Here is an 18,135-nt window from a genome sequence, read left to right as displayed (position 1 = left end):
TCCGAGACAGGAGCACGACATGAGCAAGACTACCGGTAAGATCACGCAGGTTCTGGGTGCCGTCGTCGACGTTGCCTTTGACGGTGACCTGCCCGCGATTTTGAACGCGGTAACGACCAAAATTGGCGATCGTACGCTGGTGCTGGAAGTCGCGCAGCATCTGGGTGAAAAAACGGTGCGCACCATCGCCATGGACACGACTGAAGGTCTGGTTCGTGGTCAGGAAGTGCTGGATACCGGCGATTCCATTCAGGTGCCGGTTGGTCCCGAAACGCTGGGTCGTATCATGAATGTGATTGGCGAGCCGGTAGATGAGCGTGGCCCGATCGGCAATAAGATGACTTACCCGATCCACCGCGAAGCCCCGGCCTATGTCGATCAGGCAACCGAAACGGAACAGCTGGTCACCGGGATTAAGGTTGTGGACCTGCTGACCCCCTATCCAAAGGGTGGTAAGATCGGTCTGTTCGGCGGTGCCGGCGTGGGCAAGACCGTGTTGATCATGGAATTGATCAACAACATCGCTAAAGGCCACGGTGGTTATTCTGTTTTCGCCGGCGTCGGGGAACGGACCCGTGAAGGGAATGACCTGTACCACGAAATGATGGAATCAGGCGTTATCGACCTGGAAGGCGACTCGAAAGTGGCGCTGGTCTATGGTCAGATGAACGAACCTCCTGGGGCCCGTGCCCGTGTGGCGTTGACTGGTCTGACTCAGGCGGAATATTTCCGTGATGAAGAAGGCCAGGACGTGCTGTTCTTCGTGGATAACATCTTCCGCTTTACGCAGGCTGGCTCGGAAGTGTCCGCGCTGTTGGGGCGTATTCCGTCCGCTGTGGGCTATCAGCCTACTCTGGGGACCGACATGGGCGCGATGCAGGAACGCATCACCTCTACCCATAAGGGATCGATCACCTCGGTCCAGGCTGTCTATGTGCCTGCTGATGACTTGACCGATCCGGCGCCTGCTACGACCTTCGCTCACTTGGATGCGACCACCGTGTTGTCTCGTTCCATTGCAGAGCTTGGGATTTATCCGGCCGTGGATCCGTTGGACTCTACCTCGCGCATTCTGGATGCCGCGACCGTTGGCGAACAGCATTACCGTGTTGCTCGTCGCGTACAGGAAACCCTGCAGCAGTATAAGGGTCTGCAGGAAATCATCGCGATCTTGGGCATGGACGAATTGTCGGAAGAAGACAAACTGACCGTCGCGCGCGCCCGTAAAATCCAGCGCTTCCTGTCCCAGCCGTTCCACGTTGCGGAAGTCTTCACCGGCTCCCCTGGTAAATTCGTTGAACTGGCCGACACGATCAAAGGGTTCGAGGCGATTGTGAACGGTGAATATGACGATCTGCCGGAATCGGCCTTCTACATGGTTGGCACGATCGAAGAGGCTGTTGAGAAAGCGAAGAAAATGGCGGCTGCTGCAGCCTAATCGCTGCTTTAACTCAGACGCTCTTTTTACCGCAGAGGAAGTGAAGATATGTCGGACAAGGTGACCTTCGAACTCGTCTCCCCAGAGAAGCTGCTTTTCTCTGGTGAGGTCGATATGGTGGTGCTGCCTGCCGCTGAGGGGGATATGGGTATCCTCCCCGGACATGCACCGGTTATCACCACAATTCGTCCAGGCACGATCTGCATTTTCAATGGCAACACTGTTGAAAAGCGCTTGTTCGTCGCTGGTGGCTTTCTGGAGGTAACACCGGAACGCTGCACGGTTCTTGCAGATACCGCGACACCGGTGGAAGATATTGATGTTTCCGCCGCTCAGCAGATGGTTAAAGATTGCACCGACGATGTCGGGGCTGCTAAGGATGAGGATGCACAGGCCAAGGCGCGTCTGGCATTGGCAACCGCCGAAGCGAAACTCCAGGCTGCGCAAAGCCCCGCTTACAAGTAATTTGGTGGCACAATCATCTGGAAACAGCCCGCAGTCTTGCGGGCTGTTTTCGTTTCAGCGTAGTGTCGGCAGATGAAAATCAAAACCGCTCGTCTCTATCGCCAGAATCAGCCCTTTGCGGATGGCCCCTATATTTGTCGGGGCCAGACCGAGGATGGATTTGATAGCTGCATCGTCGCCCTGGAAGCAGAGGATGGGACGATTGGCTGGGGGGAGGCCGCGCCGCTTGGAGCCTTTTATGCAGAGGCCTTTCCAGAAGCAATGCGGGCAGGGATTCAGCGGTTGTTGCCGGTCACTATCGGTCTTTCCGCGACAGCCCCCGGCAGGCTGGCGGATGCCCTGAACCATGCCATGTTGGGACAGCCCGCCGTAAAGTCTGCCATTGATATGGCGGCCTGGGATCTGGCGGCGCGGGTCATGAAGTACCCGCTGAGTGACTTGCTGGGCGGCGCCGATGGTGAGTCTGTGCCCCTTTATCGCTCAATCGGTCAGGCGGATCCAGATGCTATGGCCCGCAAGGCCAAGGATTATGTGACGCGTGGATATCGACGCCTGCAGGTAAAGGTTGGCGCTGATCCTTTAGAGGATGTCGAACGACTGAAGGCCGTGCGTGCCGCTGTACCGGACGATGTGCCGTTATATGCTGATGCCAATGGTGGCTGGTTACTGGAAGACGGGCTGCGGTTTGTCGATCACACGCGCGATATTGATTATTGGTTGGAACAGCCTTGTATGTCCTATGCGGATAATCACACGATTGCGCGGCGCTGCGGCAAGCCCATGGTGCTGGATGAAGGACTGGTGACGCTGGACGACCTGTTGCGTGCCCATCAGGATGGTGTGATTTCCGGCGCGACCCTTAAGATTGCCCGGATCGGGGGCATAGGTCCCACCCGATTGATGCGCGATGTCGCCGTCTCTCTGGGCCTGAAAGTCACAATCGAAGATACGGGCGGCAGCACGATCAACACCGCCGCCACCGCCCATATGATGTTGTCCACCCCCAAAACGCATCGCGCCCATACTGTTGATTTCATGAACTGGGTCACAGTACAGAACGCAACGGGGATGCCAGCGACTGTGGATGGAATGTTGTTTGGACCGCCTGGGCCGGGACTGGGCGTCACGGTGGATATGGCGGCACTGGGCGCGCCGGTTTTTTAATCAGTGTCGTTTGAGGCAGACGGAAGCCATTAACCTAGAATGGTAAGTGTATGCATTATTAAGGTTTACATGCTATCAATTATCATATGTCCTAAGGACATATGATAATTGATAGCAGTTAACATATGTTATGTCGAGTCTATTGACGGTTTGGAAAATGTTGATATAATTACTTCGTAGCAAGAACCTTATGTCCTCAGGACATAAGGTTCTTGCTACGAAGTAGTGAGCAATAGATATGAATAAATCTCTTGTACCGTTTCAACGTCGAAAAGACATGACCCAACTCAGCGAGGCTTTGATGCATCGTTTGAATAAGTCGGGTTACTCTTTAATATCTAACTATAATTTCTTTCATCTCTTGTTGGAATTCTATCAGGCAGGGAACGTTAAGTACTTAAGGAGCAATTGGCCAAGTAAGGCGTCGTTCAATAGAGTACGTGCAATTCTTCAAAGTGAAGGTGTGATTCGCAAAGATCAAGACTATGCGGGATGTTGGCGTATCCTTGCTGTTCCGGAAGCCTCCGCCGACGAAATTGTGTGTTTTATTGATCCGTACTGTTACATTTCACATTACTCGGCAATGCAACGCTATGGCTTGACCAACCGTCGCCCGGAGACGCTGACCGTCACCGTGCCTGCAACAAAAATGGTTCGCCAAAGTCTTAAAGAGAAAATGAGACTGGACTATGGCGATGCGCTTGAGATTTCAAATTTGTACAAGGAACCTGCGCAGATAGTACGGCATCCTAGTGTCGTAAGAGGACGTAAGGTGGCGCCTTTTGCTACTGTGACTTATGGTGATTGGCGGAAGATAAAAGGTACGCCGTCTAGAATTGGCACAATCGGTCAGACCTTTCTGGACATGTTAGACCAGCCGGATCGCTGCGGAGGCACACATCACATTCTTTCCGTATGGGAGGGACATGCGAAGACCTATCTCGATGAGATCATCGACAGCGTTACGGGTGCGCCAAAATCCATCCATAAAGTGCGTGCCGGCTATATATTAGAGGAAAGGCTCGGAGTTTCCGATTCGAGAGTCGCCGCATGGCAAAAATTTGCGCAGCGAGGCGGCAGTCGGGTTCTTGATCCTAGTCGTGCTTATGTTGATCGATATTCTGCAAAATGGATGATATCGATCAATGTCGACTGAACCGGATTACGAAGAAAGCATAGTCGTGAATGTCGGTGATTGGGTCGAACGTGCAAAGACGGATCCAGTCGCCTATTTAGAGCGTCAAGCGACAGAGTTGTTTCTTGCGACGCTGGCGACAATCGAACCGTATCGTACCAGTACATTTCTAAAAGGTGGGATTCTTATGGGGGTGGTTTACGAAAGCCATCGCCAGACGGGTGATATTGATCTGACAACGATACTGGAGCCTAAGCAAGGCGTGGCGGAAGAATTCACCCAGGCATTAAATGACGCATTTCCGCATGTATCGGCCGAAATAGGATATCCTGACCTAATGTGTCGCGTGCAATCGCACAAATATTTTCCCAGGGGAGAGGCATTTCCAAAGAATGACGGTCCAGCCATCAAACTAGGGATTGGCTATGCGAAACGGGGTTCAAATCAGGAGAGGCTCTTCCATCTGGGCCGTTCTCCGGATAAGCTGGAGGTCGATATCAGCTTTCGAGAACCAATTTGCGCCGTCCGAATCATAAAGATGGCGCCGGATGAGTATTTGTTTCGGGCCTATTCGCTTTCCGATCTTATCGCTGAGAAAATCCGCGCTTTGTTGCAACAAGAGAGCCGCAATCGATACCGGCGGCAGGATTTCTATGACCTCAGCATTTTAATCAATCAATCGACCTTTAATGACCCTGAAAGAAAGCAAGTTTACGAAACTCTACTTAAGAAATGTCATGCCCGGGATATCGAGCCGACAAGAAGCTCATTGACGCAGCCAGAAGTACGTCGCAGAGCGGAGCGAGATTGGAACACGATGCGGCTTGAAATTGGTGATTTGCCAATGTTCGACATGTGCTTCGCAGTTGTTGTCACCTTTTATGAAAGCCTACCGTGGCCCGACTAGCTATTCGCAACCCCTGGAATGGAGTGCAGGTGCCCGCAGTGCCACGGCTATACCCTCACTATTCCTTCACGATCATTTCGCGGGGATAGGAGGTCAGGCATTCTGCCGGGCCGCTTTCTTTGATCAGGATGCTTTCGGTGATTTCCAGGCCCCAGCTTTCCATCCACAGGCCGGGCATGAAATGGAACGTCATGCCGGGTTTTAATTCGGTCTGGTCGGTTTCGCGGAAGCTGATGGTGCGTTCGCCCCAATCGGGGGGATAGCTGATGCCGATCGCATAGCCGCAGCGGGCTGAGCGTTCGATCTTGCCCTTGCGCAATTCTTCCGCCAGAGCATGGGCGATATCACAGGCACGGTTGCCTGCCACCGCCGCCTCAATACCCGCCTGCAATCCGTCCAGCAGGGACTTTTCCGCATCAATGATATGCTGTGGCGGCTTACCCAGAAAAACCGTGCGACTGAGCGGGGTGTGATAGCGTTTATAGCAGCCTGCAATCTCAAAAAAAGTGCCAGCGCCTGTTTCCATTGGCGCATCATCCCAGGTCAGATGGGGGGCTGCGGCATTCGGGCCGGTCGGCAATAGGGGCACGATGGCGGGATAGTCGCCGCCATATTCTGGCGTCCCTTCAATGCCGGTATGAAAAATATCGGCCACAATATCGCACTTGCGGATGCCGGGTTCCATCTTTGCCGCGATCACGCCATGCATGCGATCCACGATCTTCGCGGCCTTGCGCATATACTCGATTTCAGTTTCCGATTTGATGCCGCGCTGCCAATTCACCAATCCTGTCGTGTCGACAAATTTTGCATTGGGCAGGTGTTGTTGCAGGGACTGAAACGCCTTGGCGGAGAAATAGTAATTGTCCATCTCAATGCCGATGCGCAACGACCCCCAACCCCGCTCTTCGATAATGCCCGACAGTTGATCCATCGGGTGGCGTTCTGTCGATTGCACATAAATGTCGGGATAGGACAGGACGTAATCGTCGCTCATGTAAACCGTTCGGTAGGCACCGTTGGCATCCTGATTGCGCCCCCACCAGATTGGCAGCCCGTCCGGCGGTACCAGAACCCCCTGGTGAACATAGAACGACCAGCCGTCATATCCGGTCAACCAGGACATGTTTGATGGGTCTGTTACCCACAGAAGATCAACGCCTTTCGCCTCCATGGCCTTGCGGGTCTTGGCCAAGCGCGTGGCATATTCAGCGGCAGAGAAGGGTAGATCGGTTCCCGGCATATAGTGCTCCTTTACCAAAGGGGTGAGGACGGAACTGTGCATTGACTTGTGACGCGTGACAAGTGCCCGTGCCGACGCCACAATCGGCAAAAAAGGGAAAGCGGCATGACCAGTCTGGATGATCGTGATTTAAAAATACTGACAATCCTGCAAACCGAAGGACGTTTGACAAAGGCGGCCCTGGCGGAGCGTGTGAACCTGTCGCCTGCCGCCTGTTGGGAGCGCTTGCAGCGCCTGGAACGAGCGGGAATCATCATCGGCTATGAGGCCAGGATTAATCCAAAACTGTTGACTGGCGCAGCGGAAGTCTTGATGTCTTTGGAACTGGAAAGTCATCGTTCCAGCGACTTTCAGGCATTCGAGAAGGCAATAGAGGCGATCCCGGAAGTGGTTGAATGCTGGGCCGTTGGGGGCGGAATAGACTATATGCTGCGGGTGGTTACCCAGGATATCGCCGCCTATCAAGCCCTGGTTGATGGAATGCTATCTACTGGTATCGGGGTGAAACGTTACTACAGCTATGTCGTCACCAAATCCATCAAGCGAACGGCCGTTCCCCTTGACCTTTTGGACATGAGTGAACCGAAGAATCGTCGGTCCCCAGCCTGAAATATCGGCGAAACACCGCCTAATCATTGTGGCTTACATCGGTTCTTCGCCTCATCCTGGTCTATAATCCAGGCATCTGAATAGTCTACCCATCCGCTTTCTAGAGTATCATGCGGGCGTATCCATTCGCACATGGTGTTCTAGCGTGTTGTTTTTCTGCAAACGCGTCGTCGCAGATGTCACTATCTGCTCGGCCGTTGCTCTTTAGAATCAGTGAGGTGCCATGTCGCAGGAGTCGTCTTCTCCGCGGGATCGTTTGTTCAATGCGTCCCTGTTCCAAACTGCCAGCTTCATTGATGGCCAGTGGGTCAATGCCGCGTCGGGGGAGACGATCGCCGTCACCGATCCTGGCAATGGCGCAGTGATCGGTCATGTGTCTGCGATGAGCGCCGCTGAAAGCCGCAAGGCTGTCGATGCGGCACAAAGGGCGTTCCCTGCCTGGTCTGTGATGCTGCCCCAGGATCGTGCCGCCCTGTTGCGCCGCTGGTTTGATCTGGTCAATGAGGCCCGGGAAGATCTGGCGACCCTGATGGTAATGGAACAGGGTAAGCCGATTTCAGAGGCGCGGGGCGAAATCGCCTATGCGGCGTCCTTCATGGAATTCTATGCCGAAGAAACCAAGCGCCCGAATATTGAGGGGGTGACGTCTCACCTGCCGGATGCAGAGGTTGAATTGTGGCGCGAACCCGTTGGCGTCGCGGCCCTGATCACACCCTGGAATTTCCCCTGCGCCATGATCACCCGTAAGGCGACAGCCGCCCTGGCGGCGGGCTGCACCGTTGTTGTTCATCCGTCCAAGGAAACCCCGTTTTCAGCATTGGCCCTGGCAGAGACCGCCCGTCGTGCGGGCATTCCACCGGGCGTCTTTAATGTTGTGACGGGGGAGCCTGAGACCGTTGTCACCCCCTGGACCGACGATACCCGCGTGCGGGCCCTGTCCTTCACCGGGTCTACGGAAATCGGTCAATTGCTGTATGCCCGCAGCGCCAAGACGGTGAAGCGCCTGGTGCTGGAACTGGGCGGGCATGCGCCTTTCATTGTGTTTGATGACGCGGATCTGGACCGCGCCGTGGACAGCGCCATTGCCGCTAAATTCGCAACGTCGGGTCAGGACTGCCTGGGGGCGAACCGGTTTTATGTGCAGCGTGGTGTTTATAAGGAATTTTGTGAACGGTTTGCGGAACGCACCGCAGCGCTTACTGTCGGGTATGGCATGGATGACCCGGATATCGGGGCATTGATGAATGAGCGCGCGGTTGCTAAGCAGGAAGCCCATGTTGCAGATGCCCTGTCCAAAGGGGCGCGCTGTCTGGTGGGGGGTGCCCGGCATGAGCAGGGGCCGCTATTCTATCAACCGACCGTCCTGGTCGACGTGCCGGCGGATGCCCTGATCTTTCAGGAAGAGACCTTCGGTCCCGTCGCGGCGATTGCGCCTTTTGACACCGAAGGGGCCATTCTGGAACGGGCAAACGACACGGAATATGGATTGATCGCTTATATGCATACGATCGATCCAAGACGCATATTTCGCATGAGCCGCGGCCTGCAATACGGCATGGTCGCGGTGAACAGAACGAAGGTGACAGGCGCACCGATCCCCTTTGGCGGGATGAAACAGTCCGGTCTTGGCCGCGAAGGCGCACGCCAGGGCATGGAAGCCTTTACTGATGTTAAATATGTCTGCCGCGACTACGGCGACCTAACCCTTGTGGAGTAATTGATATGTTAAGAAACGAGCCGTTGGAAGAATGGGACCGGGATCACTTTTTTCACCCGTCCACCGCAATGGGTGCCCATGCGCGGGGCGAAACGCCTCACCGCATTATCGAAACCGGCAAGGGTGTTTACATCACTGATGCGGATGGCAAGAGCTGCCTGGATGCCTTTGCGGGCCTGTATTGCGTGAATGTCGGCTATGGTCGCACAGAGATCGCAGATGCGATTTCCGAACAGGCGCATGAACTGGCCTATTATCATGCCTATGTCGGTCATGCGTCCAAGCCGGCCATTCGTTTGTCGAAGATGATTGCGGATCGCGCCCCGGAAGGCATGAACCACACCTATTTCGGTCTGTCGGGTTCTGATGCGAATGAGACCAATATCAAGCTGGTCTGGTATGCCAATAACATCATGGGGCGCCCGGAGAAGAAGAAGATCATCTCTCGCTGGCGGGGCTATCATGGGTCGGGGATCATGACGGGGTCACTGACCGGTCTAGCACTGTTCCACAATGCGTTTGATCTGCCGCGTGCGCCGATCCTGCATACCGAAGCCCCTTATTACTATCGCCGGGAAAACCTGGATCAGTCGCCGGAAGAATTTGCGCAGCATTGTGCTGATAAGCTGGAAGAAATGATCCTGGCGGAAGGCCCGGATACGGTTGCTGCTTTTATCGGTGAACCGGCGATGGGTACCGGTGGTCTTGTGCCGCCACCCCCTGGTTACTGGCAGAAAATTCAGGCGATCCTGGACAAGTATGATGTCATGTTGATCGCTGATGAGGTCGTCACCGGCTTTGGACGTCTGGGCAGCATGTTCGGTTCCGCCCATTACGGCATGAAGCCTGATATCATCACCATCGCCAAGGGCCTGACTTCTGCCTATGCGCCGCTGTCCGGGTCGATTATTTCCGACAAGTTGTGGGCGATCCTGGAGCAGGGTTCTGACAAGATGGGCGCGATTGGCCATGGCTGGACCTATTCTGCGCATCCGATTTGCGCCGCTGCCGGCGTTGCCAATCTGGACCTGGTGGACAAGTTGGGCCTTGTTGAAAATGCCGGAACCGTTGGGGCCTATCTGAACAAAACCATGAAACAGGCATTGGCGGATCATCCCCATGTTGGCGAAGTGCGCGGTGAAGGCCTGATGTGCGCGGTTGAATTCGTCGATGACAAGGCAGATCGGGTATTCTTTGATCCGGCCAAGAAAATGGGCCCGGCCTTGTCGGCTGCGGCGCTGGAGCGCGGCTTGATCACGCGGGCGATGCCACAGGGGGACATTCTGGGCTTTGCCCCCCCGCTATGCGTGACCAAGGACGAAGCCGACACGATTGTTGCAAAGACAGTCGAGGCGGTGAAAGCTGTGCTGGGTTAAGTCTATTAGATTAAGTCTGTAAGATTAAGTCTGGGAAAAGGGGACCTGTATGGCGAGCAACCCAATTTCGCCAACCGTTGATTTTGATCAGGATGGTGTGCAGCACGGGTTTCTAAGGTTACCCTATTCCCACGACGAATCCGCATGGGGATCGATCATGATCCCCATCACCGTGGTTAAGAATGGCAGCGGCCCGACTGCCGTTCTGACCGGGGCCAATCATGGCGATGAATATGAAGGCGCGATTGCCCTGTATGACCTGGCCTCTCGCATTGATCCCCAGGATGTAACGGGGCGGATCATCATTGTTCCGGCCTTTAACTATCCGGCCTTTCTGAACAAGTCACGAACGTCCCCGATTGATGGGGGGAACCTGAATCGGACTTTTCCCGGTCGGGCAGACGGCACGGTGACCGAAAAAATCGCGGACTTTTTCCAGAACCAGATTCTGGCCCGGGCGGATTATGTCCTGGACATTCATTCCGGCGGCAAGACGTTGGATTTCGTCCCCTTTGCGGCGGCTCACTTTCTGTCTGACCAATCCCAACAGGCCCGCTGTGTGGAGGCGATGAAGGCGTTTAATGCGCCCTATTCCCTGATGCTGTTGGAGATTGATTCTGTTGGCATGTATGATACCGCGGCGGAAAATCTGGGTCTGGTCTTTGTCTCTACCGAATTGGGTGGTGGCGGGTCTTCCAGCGCGCGCACCGTTGGTATCGCGCGCAAGGGGATTGAGAATTTCCTGAAACATGCGGAAATCCTGCCGGGTGAGTTGGAGATCGGGCCGACGATCAATCTGGATATGCCAGACAATCGCTGTTACGTGTCCTGCGACACGCCCGGCCTGATCGAATATAAGGTCGATCTGGGCGCAACTGTTGAGGAAGGTGAGCTGATCGCCGTTGTGCATGAAATCACCCGAACCGGGCGTCCGCCTGCCCTGTATTTCGCAGGCATTTCCGGAATTTTTACCGGGCGTCACTTTCCTGGCATGATCGGGATGGGCGATATCGTCGCGGTTATTGCGGTGCCGGTTTGAAGATGCGCTGGTAATACGGGGCCAGCAGGGACGGCATGATATACATCGGCATCTGCCAGATTGCGAAATAGAGAAAAATATCGGGATGAGATCCTGCAGGCAAGACGGCCAGGACGATACCGATATTGCGATTGGCACAGATAAAACCGATGCTGGCCCCAATTCGCGCGCCAAATACCCGGCCCATAACACTGCTGACGATCAGCATTAACAAATAGGCTGTGAAGGCAATGCCGATCACGCGCAGGACAAAGCCGGTTTCAGAAAGCAGGCGCGCGGTGACCCCATCCATGATCGCAATCGCAAACAGGACCAATATGAACACGATCACCAGGTCCAAAGGCTCTTTCGCGCGGGCGATCCGGGGGGATCCTAGAATTTTCTGTAGGATGAATGCTGCGCCAACCGCGCTGCCGACGAAAACACTCAACTTCATGCTCCAAGTGAGGGGATCGATGCCCAGATCTAAATCCAACAGGTGCAGCGCAATGAAAGGCAGAGTGAAGGGCACCAAGACCGTTGCGGCAATCATCACCAACAGCGCAATTGTATCATCCAGCCCCATCAATTGGGCCAAAGACGGTGTCGACATCAGCGGCGCGCCGCCTGCCATCAGGATCAGGGCGATCATTAATCCCCCGCCGGGTGGCAGCGCCGTCAAAATTACCCAGGCCAGAACCGGCGAGACCGCCAGCAGCCAAACCAGCGTCGTAATCAGGGCCGTTGGTCGCCGTAGCAGGGTGACGGAACGCAGAATATCGATCCTAAGGGCGGCCAGAAACAGCAACAGCCAGACCGCTGGGCCCAATGCCGGGCGACAGAATTGCGCCAACTCGGGCACTATCAGCCCGATACAGACACCCAATGCCAACAGCAATGGCGCCTTTCGGGCAAGGAATGTCAGGGTGCGGCGCAACATGAAAAGCCTTAAAGAATGACCTTGAACCCGTTCTACCAGAATTTCCCTAAAGCACCATGATCAATGCGGCACAGGCCCTTGGCGTTTGGGTCTTAAGATGCCATATCCCTGTATATGTAGTGGTCCTTAGCAACGCCACGATGTCTGCAACAGGACAAATCTTTAAGTGGTAATACCAGTTGAAGGGACATCGTATAGGCCTTAGGATGGCCAGCAATAAGATGACCCTACAAGAACAATGGTCTCATATTAGGGAATGGAAGGGTGGCTTTTATATGGCCGATCTGATCGATCCGTTCGGGCGTGAAATTGAATATCTCCGGATATCTGTAACCGATCGTTGCGATTTTCGCTGTGTCTATTGCATGTCGGAAGATATGACCTTTTTGCCAAAGTCGGAGATTCTGACCCTGGAAGAACTGGATCGCGTGTCTTCTGCTTTTGTTGGCATGGGTGTGCGAAAGTTACGGATCACGGGCGGAGAACCGCTGGTCCGGCGCAACATCATGTCCTTGTTCAAGTCTCTTGGGCGGCATCTGGAAACTGGTGCGCTGGAGGAATTGACGCTGACCACCAATGGCAGTCAATTGGCGAAATATGCCGATGATCTTTATGCCTGCGGCGTGCGGCGCGTGAATGTGTCGATTGATACGCTGGATCCCCAGAAGTTTGTCGAAATCACGCGCTGGGGCAAGTTTGATCAGGTGATGGCAGGCCTTCAGGCCGCAAAGCGTGCAGGTCTTAAGGTCAAGATCAATGCCGTCGCGCTGAAAGGCGTCAATGATGTTGAGATTCATGATCTTGTCGCCTGGTGCGGTGGGGAAGGCTTCGACCTGACTTTTATTGAGGTCATGCCGATGGGCGACATCGGCAATGAAAACCGGATTGATCAGTACTGGCCATTAAGCATGGTGCGCGCTGATCTGGCCAAGCGCTGGACCCTGGAAGACAGCGATTATGCGACGGGCGGACCCGCGCGTTATGTGACGGTCAAGGAAACCGGTGGGCGGATCGGTTTCATTACGCCCCTGACCCATAATTTCTGTGAAAGCTGTAATCGGGTTCGATTGAGCTGTACGGGCACCCTGTATATGTGCCTGGGTCAAGAGGATGCAGCCGACCTGCGGACCCCTTTGCGGGCGTCTGAAGCCAATCATCTGGTTGAGGATGCGATCCGGGAGGCGATAACCCGTAAACCAAAGGGTCACGATTTTATCATCGACCGCCGCCGTGGTGCGAAAAGCGTGTCGCGGCATATGAGCGTGACCGGGGGGTAAGGGATCGATGACCATCCCGCCATTGCCCGGTGAAATAAGGGTTTATGCCCTGGATTGCTATCCAGACCCAAAGGCCGACCCAACTGTTGTGATGATCGTTTGTGCAATCAGCGAGCAGATGGCGATACAGCATGCCTTCGATCATCCGAATGCCAGCCAGTATCAGGCTGTTCAATTGCATCCGGGCAAAAAGCATCGTAAGGCCCCGGGGATGCAGGCAGGTGTTCATGGATTCGTCAATTGGTCGGCATTCAAAGCGCTGGGATAAATCAACAACGATAGAAAAGCGACATATCGAATGAAATTGGGTGACAAAACGGTTCTGGTTTGTGATTGCGCCAAGACGATGCCATTGGATGGCGCAGCCATCGCGAAGGCCTGTGGTGCGGAAAGCTGTACCGTCCATCACCTGTTATGTCGGGACCAGATCGGGCGGGTTGTAGAGGCCGGTCGGAACGGGGATGTCATTGTTGCCTGTACCCAGGAAGGGGCGGCCTTTACCGAAGCCCTGGACGAACAGGGCCTGGCCCCGGACCTTCAATTGGCCAATATCCGGGAATTTGCCGGGTGGTCCAGAGAAGCCAAATCCGCAACCCCCAAGATTGCTGCCCTGCTGGCCGAAGCCGCTTTGAAAGCACCGGATGTATCGACCGTCAGCATGGAGTCTGGGGGCATCTGTCTGGTATATGGCGCGGGTCAGGTCGCCTTGGATGCGGCGCGCCAGTTGAATGGGCGCATGACGGTATCGCTGCTGCTGACGGATGTCGGGGACCTGATGCCGCTGGGCATGATGGACCTGATGACCGCAACCGGACGGATTGCCAGTGCGGCAGGGCATCTGGGTGACTTTGAAATCAATGTGAACAGCTATGCGCCGCTTAATCCGGCATCCCGGGATAAGATGTCGTTTGGTCTGCACAGCAATGGCGCTGCGGCGAAATGCGATGTCATTCTGGATTTGTCTGGTCGTGCGCCCCTGTTTACCGCCCATGAACGGCGGGATGGCTATTTGCGCGCCGACCCCAAAGACCCGGTTGCGGTACAGAAGGCGATCTTTGCCGCATCGGATCTGGTCGGGGAATTTGAAAAGCCCCGCTATGTCAATTTTCGCAGTGACCTTTGTGCCCATTCCCGCAGCCAGATTACGGGCTGTACCCGGTGTCTGGATGTCTGTCCGGCTGCTGCTATTTCACCAGATGGTGATGCGGTTTCAATTGATCCCTATCTGTGCGGTGGCTGTGGCAGTTGCAACAGCGTCTGTCCGACCCAGGCTGCATCCTATGCCTATCCCAGTGATCAGCATTTATTAACCCGCGCCAAGACATTGTTATCCACCTATCTGAAGGCAGGTGGCACGCGCGCTGTTTTGTTGGTGCATGCCGCAGAGCATGGTTTTGGCATGATGGAGGCCAGCGCCCGTTTTGGACGTGGCCTGCCGTCGCGCGCTGTTCCGCTGGCGGTGCATGAGCCGACCCAGATTGGCGCTGAATTCCTGCTGTCCACCTTTGCTTTTGGTGCAGATCGTGTGGTTGTTCTGGTGCCACAGAAGCGTCGTGACGAGTTGGATGGGCTGGCGCAACAGGCTGGGCTTGCGGAATCGATCCTGTCTGGCCTGGACTATCAATCGGGCCTGGTGACGGTGCTGGTGGAAGATGACCCGGATGCATTGGAAGCGGCGCTGTATGATGCGCCGAAGGTGAAGAAAGGGCTTAAAACCCCGTCTGCCTTCCTGCCTCAACCGGAAAAGCGCACGAATATGCGCCTGGCTGCGGAACATCTGCGCAAGGATGCACCCGGCCCGACGGATATGATCAGCCTGCCTCCCGGCAGCGCCTTTGGCACCATCAATGTTGATGTAGATGGCTGCACATTGTGTCTGGCCTGTGTTGGGGCCTGTCCGACCAATGCGCTGGCGGATAATCCAGACAAGCCGCAACTGTCCTTTCAGGAAAGCGCCTGCATTCAATGTGGCCTGTGCAAGAATACCTGTCCTGAAAAGGTGATCACGCTGGAGTCCCGGTATCGCTTTGGAGAAAAAGCAAACGACCGTGTGGTGATCAAGGAAGAGGAACCCTTTGAATGCATCTCCTGTGGCAAGGCGTTCGCGTCTAAATCAACCATAGAGAAAATGATTGAGACATTAAGCGGCAAACATTGGATGTTTGAAGGGGCCGGTGCGGATCGCCTGAAAATGTGCGAGGATTGCCGTGTTCAATCCGTCTTTAACGATTCCCCGCAAATGGCGTCTGGTCAGCGCCCGAAAGTTCGCACGACCGAAGACTATCTGGCCGCGCGCGATCGGGGAGAAACGGGTGATCTGGACTAATCAAATCGGTATCACTGGCAAATCCTACAGAGACGCAATAGAATCCCCGGCAATTACACTGCTTTCATGAATGCATGTTTGAAAGGACAAGGGACCGTGAGTCGTCTTGATGCTGCTAAATGTGTCCAGGTTGCTGTTCCAGATTGTGCCCCGGTTGATTGCGTTTTGGTGCCAAAGGCTAAGGATATTGGGGCCTTCAGCGTTCGCCGGGTGTTACCCGCAGCGGAGCGCCGCTCGGTTGGGCCATTTGTCTTTTTTGATCAGATGGGTCCTGCTGTCTTTGAGAATGATACCTATCTGGATGTCCGCCCCCACCCCCATATCGGCCTGTCGACCATCACCTGGCTGATCGAAGGGGAAATCCTGCACCGGGACAGTCTGGGCTATGTTCAGCCCATTCGGCCGGGGGAGGTCAATTGGATGACAGCGGGATCGGGCATTGTGCATTCTGAGCGCACGCCCGACGCAAGCCGTCATGCGGGCAGTAAAATCTATGGCATTCAAACCTGGATCGCGCTGCCAAAAGATCAGGAAGAAATCGATCCATCCTTTCAGCACTATGCCGCCACGGATATTCCCTGGATCGATGGGCCCGGATATCGTATTGGATTGATTGTCGGGGATGCCTGGGGCCACAGTTCACCGGTGGAGACGCCATCGGAAACGCTGTATGCTGATATCAGTATGGATGCTGGCGCAACGGTCGACCTGCCGACCGCAACAGAAGAGCGCGCTGTTTATATTCTGTCAGGATCGATTGATATTGCCGGTACGGTGTTTGACAGTGACCGTATGGTTGTTCTGCATACTGGTGTGTCGGTCAGTGTGACCGCTCAGCAGGACACCCGGCTGATGCTGTGTGGCGGCGCGCCTTTGGACGGCCCGCGTCACATGTTCTGGAATTTCGTGTCCAGCCGCAAGGATCGGATCGATCAAGCCAAAACAGATTGGCAGGAGGGACGGTTTGCCCCCGTCACCGGAGAGGTTGATTTCATTCCACTGCCCGGCTGAATGCGCTCCTGATCCTTACGGTTCCAGTTCTGATATCAGGATCCCGTTTTCGTCATAGATCCGCAGAATTTCTGCGCCAGATTTGGTACGAACATGCAGATACAGGCGACCGGGTTGGCTGTTGACTTCCAGGATTGTTCCAAGCCCCGTTATCGGCGCAGCCTGGGGATTTGATGGCGCGGCATCAGCCTGTTCAATGGCCGGGGCATCACTATGCTTGCCCGACTTTGTCATAATACCGTATATCATGGCACCGACCGCCAGAATGATTAATGCGCCAAGGGTCGCAACAACGATGACAATGCCGCGATTGTTGCGGATGACGCTTTCCGCCTTTTCGTCAGGCGGTGTGGTTGGATCGGCAGGCATAAGTGATAATCCTTAAATCTGATAGGGCGTGGCCAAAGGGCAGTATCCGTGATCGATAGCAAGACAGAAGGTGAAGTGCCAGAGGTTGATGGCGATTTGGATGAAGATAATGCGATCTTCAGCGGTTCGGTATCGGATAGTGGCGGCAGTTTGGTCGATCTGGTGGTTTCAGAACAGGAAGCCGGTGCCCGGTTGGATCGCTATCTTGCTGATTCATTGCCAGACCTGTCGCGCAGCCGCGTTCAGGCCTTGTTGCGCGCGGATTGTGTGCGCATGGGCAGTGGCCGCGTTGTCACCGATGCTTCTGGTCGTGTGAAGATGGGAGAACGTTACAGTGTTGCTGTTCCACCGCCTGAAGCGGCCGTACCGGAAGCTCAGAATATTCCTCTGGATGTCGTGTTCGAAGATCAGCATCTGATTGTTGTCAATAAGCCGGCTGGCATGGTGGTCCATCCGGCCCCCGGCAATCGGGATGGAACCCTGGTAAATGCCCTGTTGCATCACTGCGGCGAAAGCCTGCAGGGCATTGGGGGTGTGCTGCGGCCAGGTATTGTGCACCGCATTGATAAGGATACGTCAGGTCTGTTGGTGGCGGCTAAGTCTGACAAGACCCATGCCGGTCTGGCGGCCTTGTTTGCGGCCCATGATATTGATCGGCGTTATCGGGCGCTGGTGATTGGCGTGCCGGATACATTGCGCGGCACAATTGATCAGAATATTGGTCGTCATCCAACCGACCGGGTGCGTTTCGCGTCTGTTGGCCCGCATTCCGGCAAAACAGCAATCACGCATTATCGTGTCCTGGGGCAGGCTGACTTATCGGTCTGTCTGGTGGAATGTACCCTGGAAACCGGCAGAACCCACCAGATCCGCGTTCATATGACCGCAATGGGTCATCCCTTGATCGGGGATCGACTGTATAATAAAACTACCCGTACCCGGCGGGCGGCGTTGACGCGCGAACGGCGGGAAGCGATTGATGCCTTCCCCCGCCAGGCCCTGCATGCGCAATCGCTGGGGTTTGCGCATCCGATCACGGGGCAAGATTTGTTATTTGAAGCCGCCCCGCCTAAGGATTTCACCGAATTGCAGGGCGTGTTGGGCATTTCCTAAGGGGGGGCCCTTGGTGTCATGGGATCG

At 55.0% G+C, this 18,135-nt stretch carries 17 protein-coding genes; 14 read left to right on the top strand and 3 right to left on the bottom strand.

Going from position 1 to position 18,135, the window contains the following annotated elements; all coding sequences use genetic code 11:
- Window positions 1–19 precede the first annotated feature (19 nt).
- The 5 genes from atpD (at window position 20) to ACOSDR_RS10545 (ending at window position 5,109) form a co-directional block, all read left to right on the top strand.
- Window positions 20–1,438, top strand: a complete 1,419-nt coding sequence (gene atpD, locus ACOSDR_RS10565) for a F0F1 ATP synthase subunit beta (RefSeq protein WP_420722630.1) — start codon at window positions 20–22, stop codon at window positions 1,436–1,438.
- A 48-nt stretch (window positions 1,439–1,486) separates the two neighbouring features.
- Window positions 1,487–1,903, top strand: a complete 417-nt coding sequence (locus ACOSDR_RS10560; protein WP_420722631.1) for a F0F1 ATP synthase subunit epsilon — start codon at window positions 1,487–1,489, stop codon at window positions 1,901–1,903.
- A gap of 72 nt (window positions 1,904–1,975) precedes the next feature.
- The gene (locus ACOSDR_RS10555) at window positions 1,976–3,067 is read left to right on the top strand and encodes a mandelate racemase/muconate lactonizing enzyme family protein (RefSeq protein ID WP_420722632.1); all 1,092 of its coding nucleotides are present in this window, start codon (window positions 1,976–1,978) and stop codon (window positions 3,065–3,067) included.
- Between the two features lie 238 nt (window positions 3,068–3,305).
- Entirely contained in the window at window positions 3,306–4,223 is a 918-nt protein-coding gene (locus tag ACOSDR_RS10550; RefSeq protein ID WP_420722633.1) for a type IV toxin-antitoxin system AbiEi family antitoxin domain-containing protein, read from the top strand.
- Window positions 4,213–5,109 (top strand): nucleotidyl transferase AbiEii/AbiGii toxin family protein, encoded by an 897-nt coding sequence (locus ACOSDR_RS10545; RefSeq protein ID WP_420722634.1) that lies wholly within the window; start codon window positions 4,213–4,215, stop codon window positions 5,107–5,109. The genes ACOSDR_RS10550 and ACOSDR_RS10545 overlap by 11 nt, the downstream gene beginning before the upstream one ends.
- A 58-nt stretch (window positions 5,110–5,167) precedes the next feature.
- Here ACOSDR_RS10545 and doeA read toward each other — a convergent pair whose 3' ends face one another.
- The gene (doeA, locus tag ACOSDR_RS10540; RefSeq protein WP_420722635.1) at window positions 5,168–6,352 is read right to left on the bottom strand and encodes an ectoine hydrolase DoeA; all 1,185 of its coding nucleotides are present in this window, start codon (window positions 6,350–6,352) and stop codon (window positions 5,168–5,170) included.
- 105 nt (window positions 6,353–6,457) lie between these two features.
- On the opposite strand from doeA, the gene ACOSDR_RS10535 reads away from it, so the two are divergent.
- The 4 genes from ACOSDR_RS10535 (at window position 6,458) to doeB (ending at window position 11,093) form a co-directional block, all read left to right on the top strand.
- Window positions 6,458–6,961, top strand: a complete 504-nt coding sequence (locus tag ACOSDR_RS10535) for an Lrp/AsnC family transcriptional regulator (RefSeq protein WP_420722636.1) — start codon at window positions 6,458–6,460, stop codon at window positions 6,959–6,961.
- Window positions 6,962–7,184: 223 nt separating this feature from the next.
- Window positions 7,185–8,678 (top strand): NAD-dependent succinate-semialdehyde dehydrogenase, encoded by a 1,494-nt coding sequence (locus tag ACOSDR_RS10530; RefSeq protein ID WP_420722637.1) that lies wholly within the window; start codon window positions 7,185–7,187, stop codon window positions 8,676–8,678.
- 5 nt (window positions 8,679–8,683) lie between these two features.
- Window positions 8,684–10,054, top strand: a complete 1,371-nt coding sequence (locus tag ACOSDR_RS10525) for an aspartate aminotransferase family protein (protein ID WP_420722638.1) — start codon at window positions 8,684–8,686, stop codon at window positions 10,052–10,054.
- A 49-nt stretch (window positions 10,055–10,103) separates the two neighbouring features.
- Window positions 10,104–11,093, top strand: coding sequence for a N(2)-acetyl-L-2,4-diaminobutanoate deacetylase DoeB (doeB, locus tag ACOSDR_RS10520; protein ID WP_420722639.1), 990 nt, complete (start codon window positions 10,104–10,106; stop codon window positions 11,091–11,093).
- Here doeB and ACOSDR_RS10515 read toward each other — a convergent pair.
- Complete coding sequence (locus ACOSDR_RS10515; protein ID WP_420722640.1) at window positions 11,074–12,012, bottom strand: hypothetical protein; 939 nt, start codon at window positions 12,010–12,012, stop codon at window positions 11,074–11,076. The two genes, doeB and ACOSDR_RS10515, sit on opposite strands and share 20 nt — an antisense overlap.
- A gap of 275 nt (window positions 12,013–12,287) precedes the next feature.
- Between ACOSDR_RS10515 and moaA the strand changes: the two genes are divergently transcribed.
- From moaA to ACOSDR_RS10495, 4 genes are all read left to right on the top strand, one after another.
- Window positions 12,288–13,289 (top strand): GTP 3',8-cyclase MoaA, encoded by a 1,002-nt coding sequence (gene moaA, locus ACOSDR_RS10510; RefSeq protein ID WP_420722641.1) that lies wholly within the window; start codon window positions 12,288–12,290, stop codon window positions 13,287–13,289.
- 7 nt (window positions 13,290–13,296) lie between these two features.
- On the top strand, window positions 13,297–13,557 hold the full coding sequence (locus tag ACOSDR_RS10505) for a hypothetical protein (RefSeq protein ID WP_420722642.1): 261 nt from the start codon (window positions 13,297–13,299) through the stop codon (window positions 13,555–13,557).
- Window positions 13,558–13,587: 30 nt separating this feature from the next.
- Window positions 13,588–15,615 carry a 4Fe-4S dicluster domain-containing protein gene (locus ACOSDR_RS10500; protein WP_420731193.1) on the top strand — a complete coding sequence of 676 codons (2,028 nt, stop codon included), beginning with the start codon at window positions 13,588–13,590 and terminating at the stop codon, window positions 15,613–15,615.
- A gap of 96 nt (window positions 15,616–15,711) precedes the next feature.
- The gene (locus ACOSDR_RS10495) at window positions 15,712–16,626 is read left to right on the top strand and encodes a pirin family protein (protein ID WP_420722644.1); all 915 of its coding nucleotides are present in this window, start codon (window positions 15,712–15,714) and stop codon (window positions 16,624–16,626) included.
- 15 nt (window positions 16,627–16,641) lie between these two features.
- On the opposite strand, the gene ACOSDR_RS10490 is transcribed toward ACOSDR_RS10495, so the two are convergent.
- Window positions 16,642–16,995, bottom strand: a complete 354-nt coding sequence (locus ACOSDR_RS10490; protein ID WP_420722645.1) for a hypothetical protein — start codon at window positions 16,993–16,995, stop codon at window positions 16,642–16,644.
- Window positions 16,996–17,043: 48 nt separating this feature from the next.
- Here ACOSDR_RS10490 and ACOSDR_RS10485 point away from each other — a divergent pair, with 48 nt between their 5' ends.
- The gene (locus ACOSDR_RS10485; protein ID WP_420722646.1) at window positions 17,044–18,108 is read left to right on the top strand and encodes an RluA family pseudouridine synthase; all 1,065 of its coding nucleotides are present in this window, start codon (window positions 17,044–17,046) and stop codon (window positions 18,106–18,108) included.
- Window positions 18,109–18,135: the final 27 nt, after the last annotated feature.

It is taken from the genome of Hwanghaeella sp. 1Z406 (assembly GCF_048892425.1).
GTDB lineage: Bacteria > Pseudomonadota > Alphaproteobacteria > UBA8366 > Aestuariispiraceae > Pacificispira.
The sequence above is the reverse complement of the archived record's forward strand: the minus strand, read 5'-3'. Positions and strand labels throughout refer to the sequence as shown.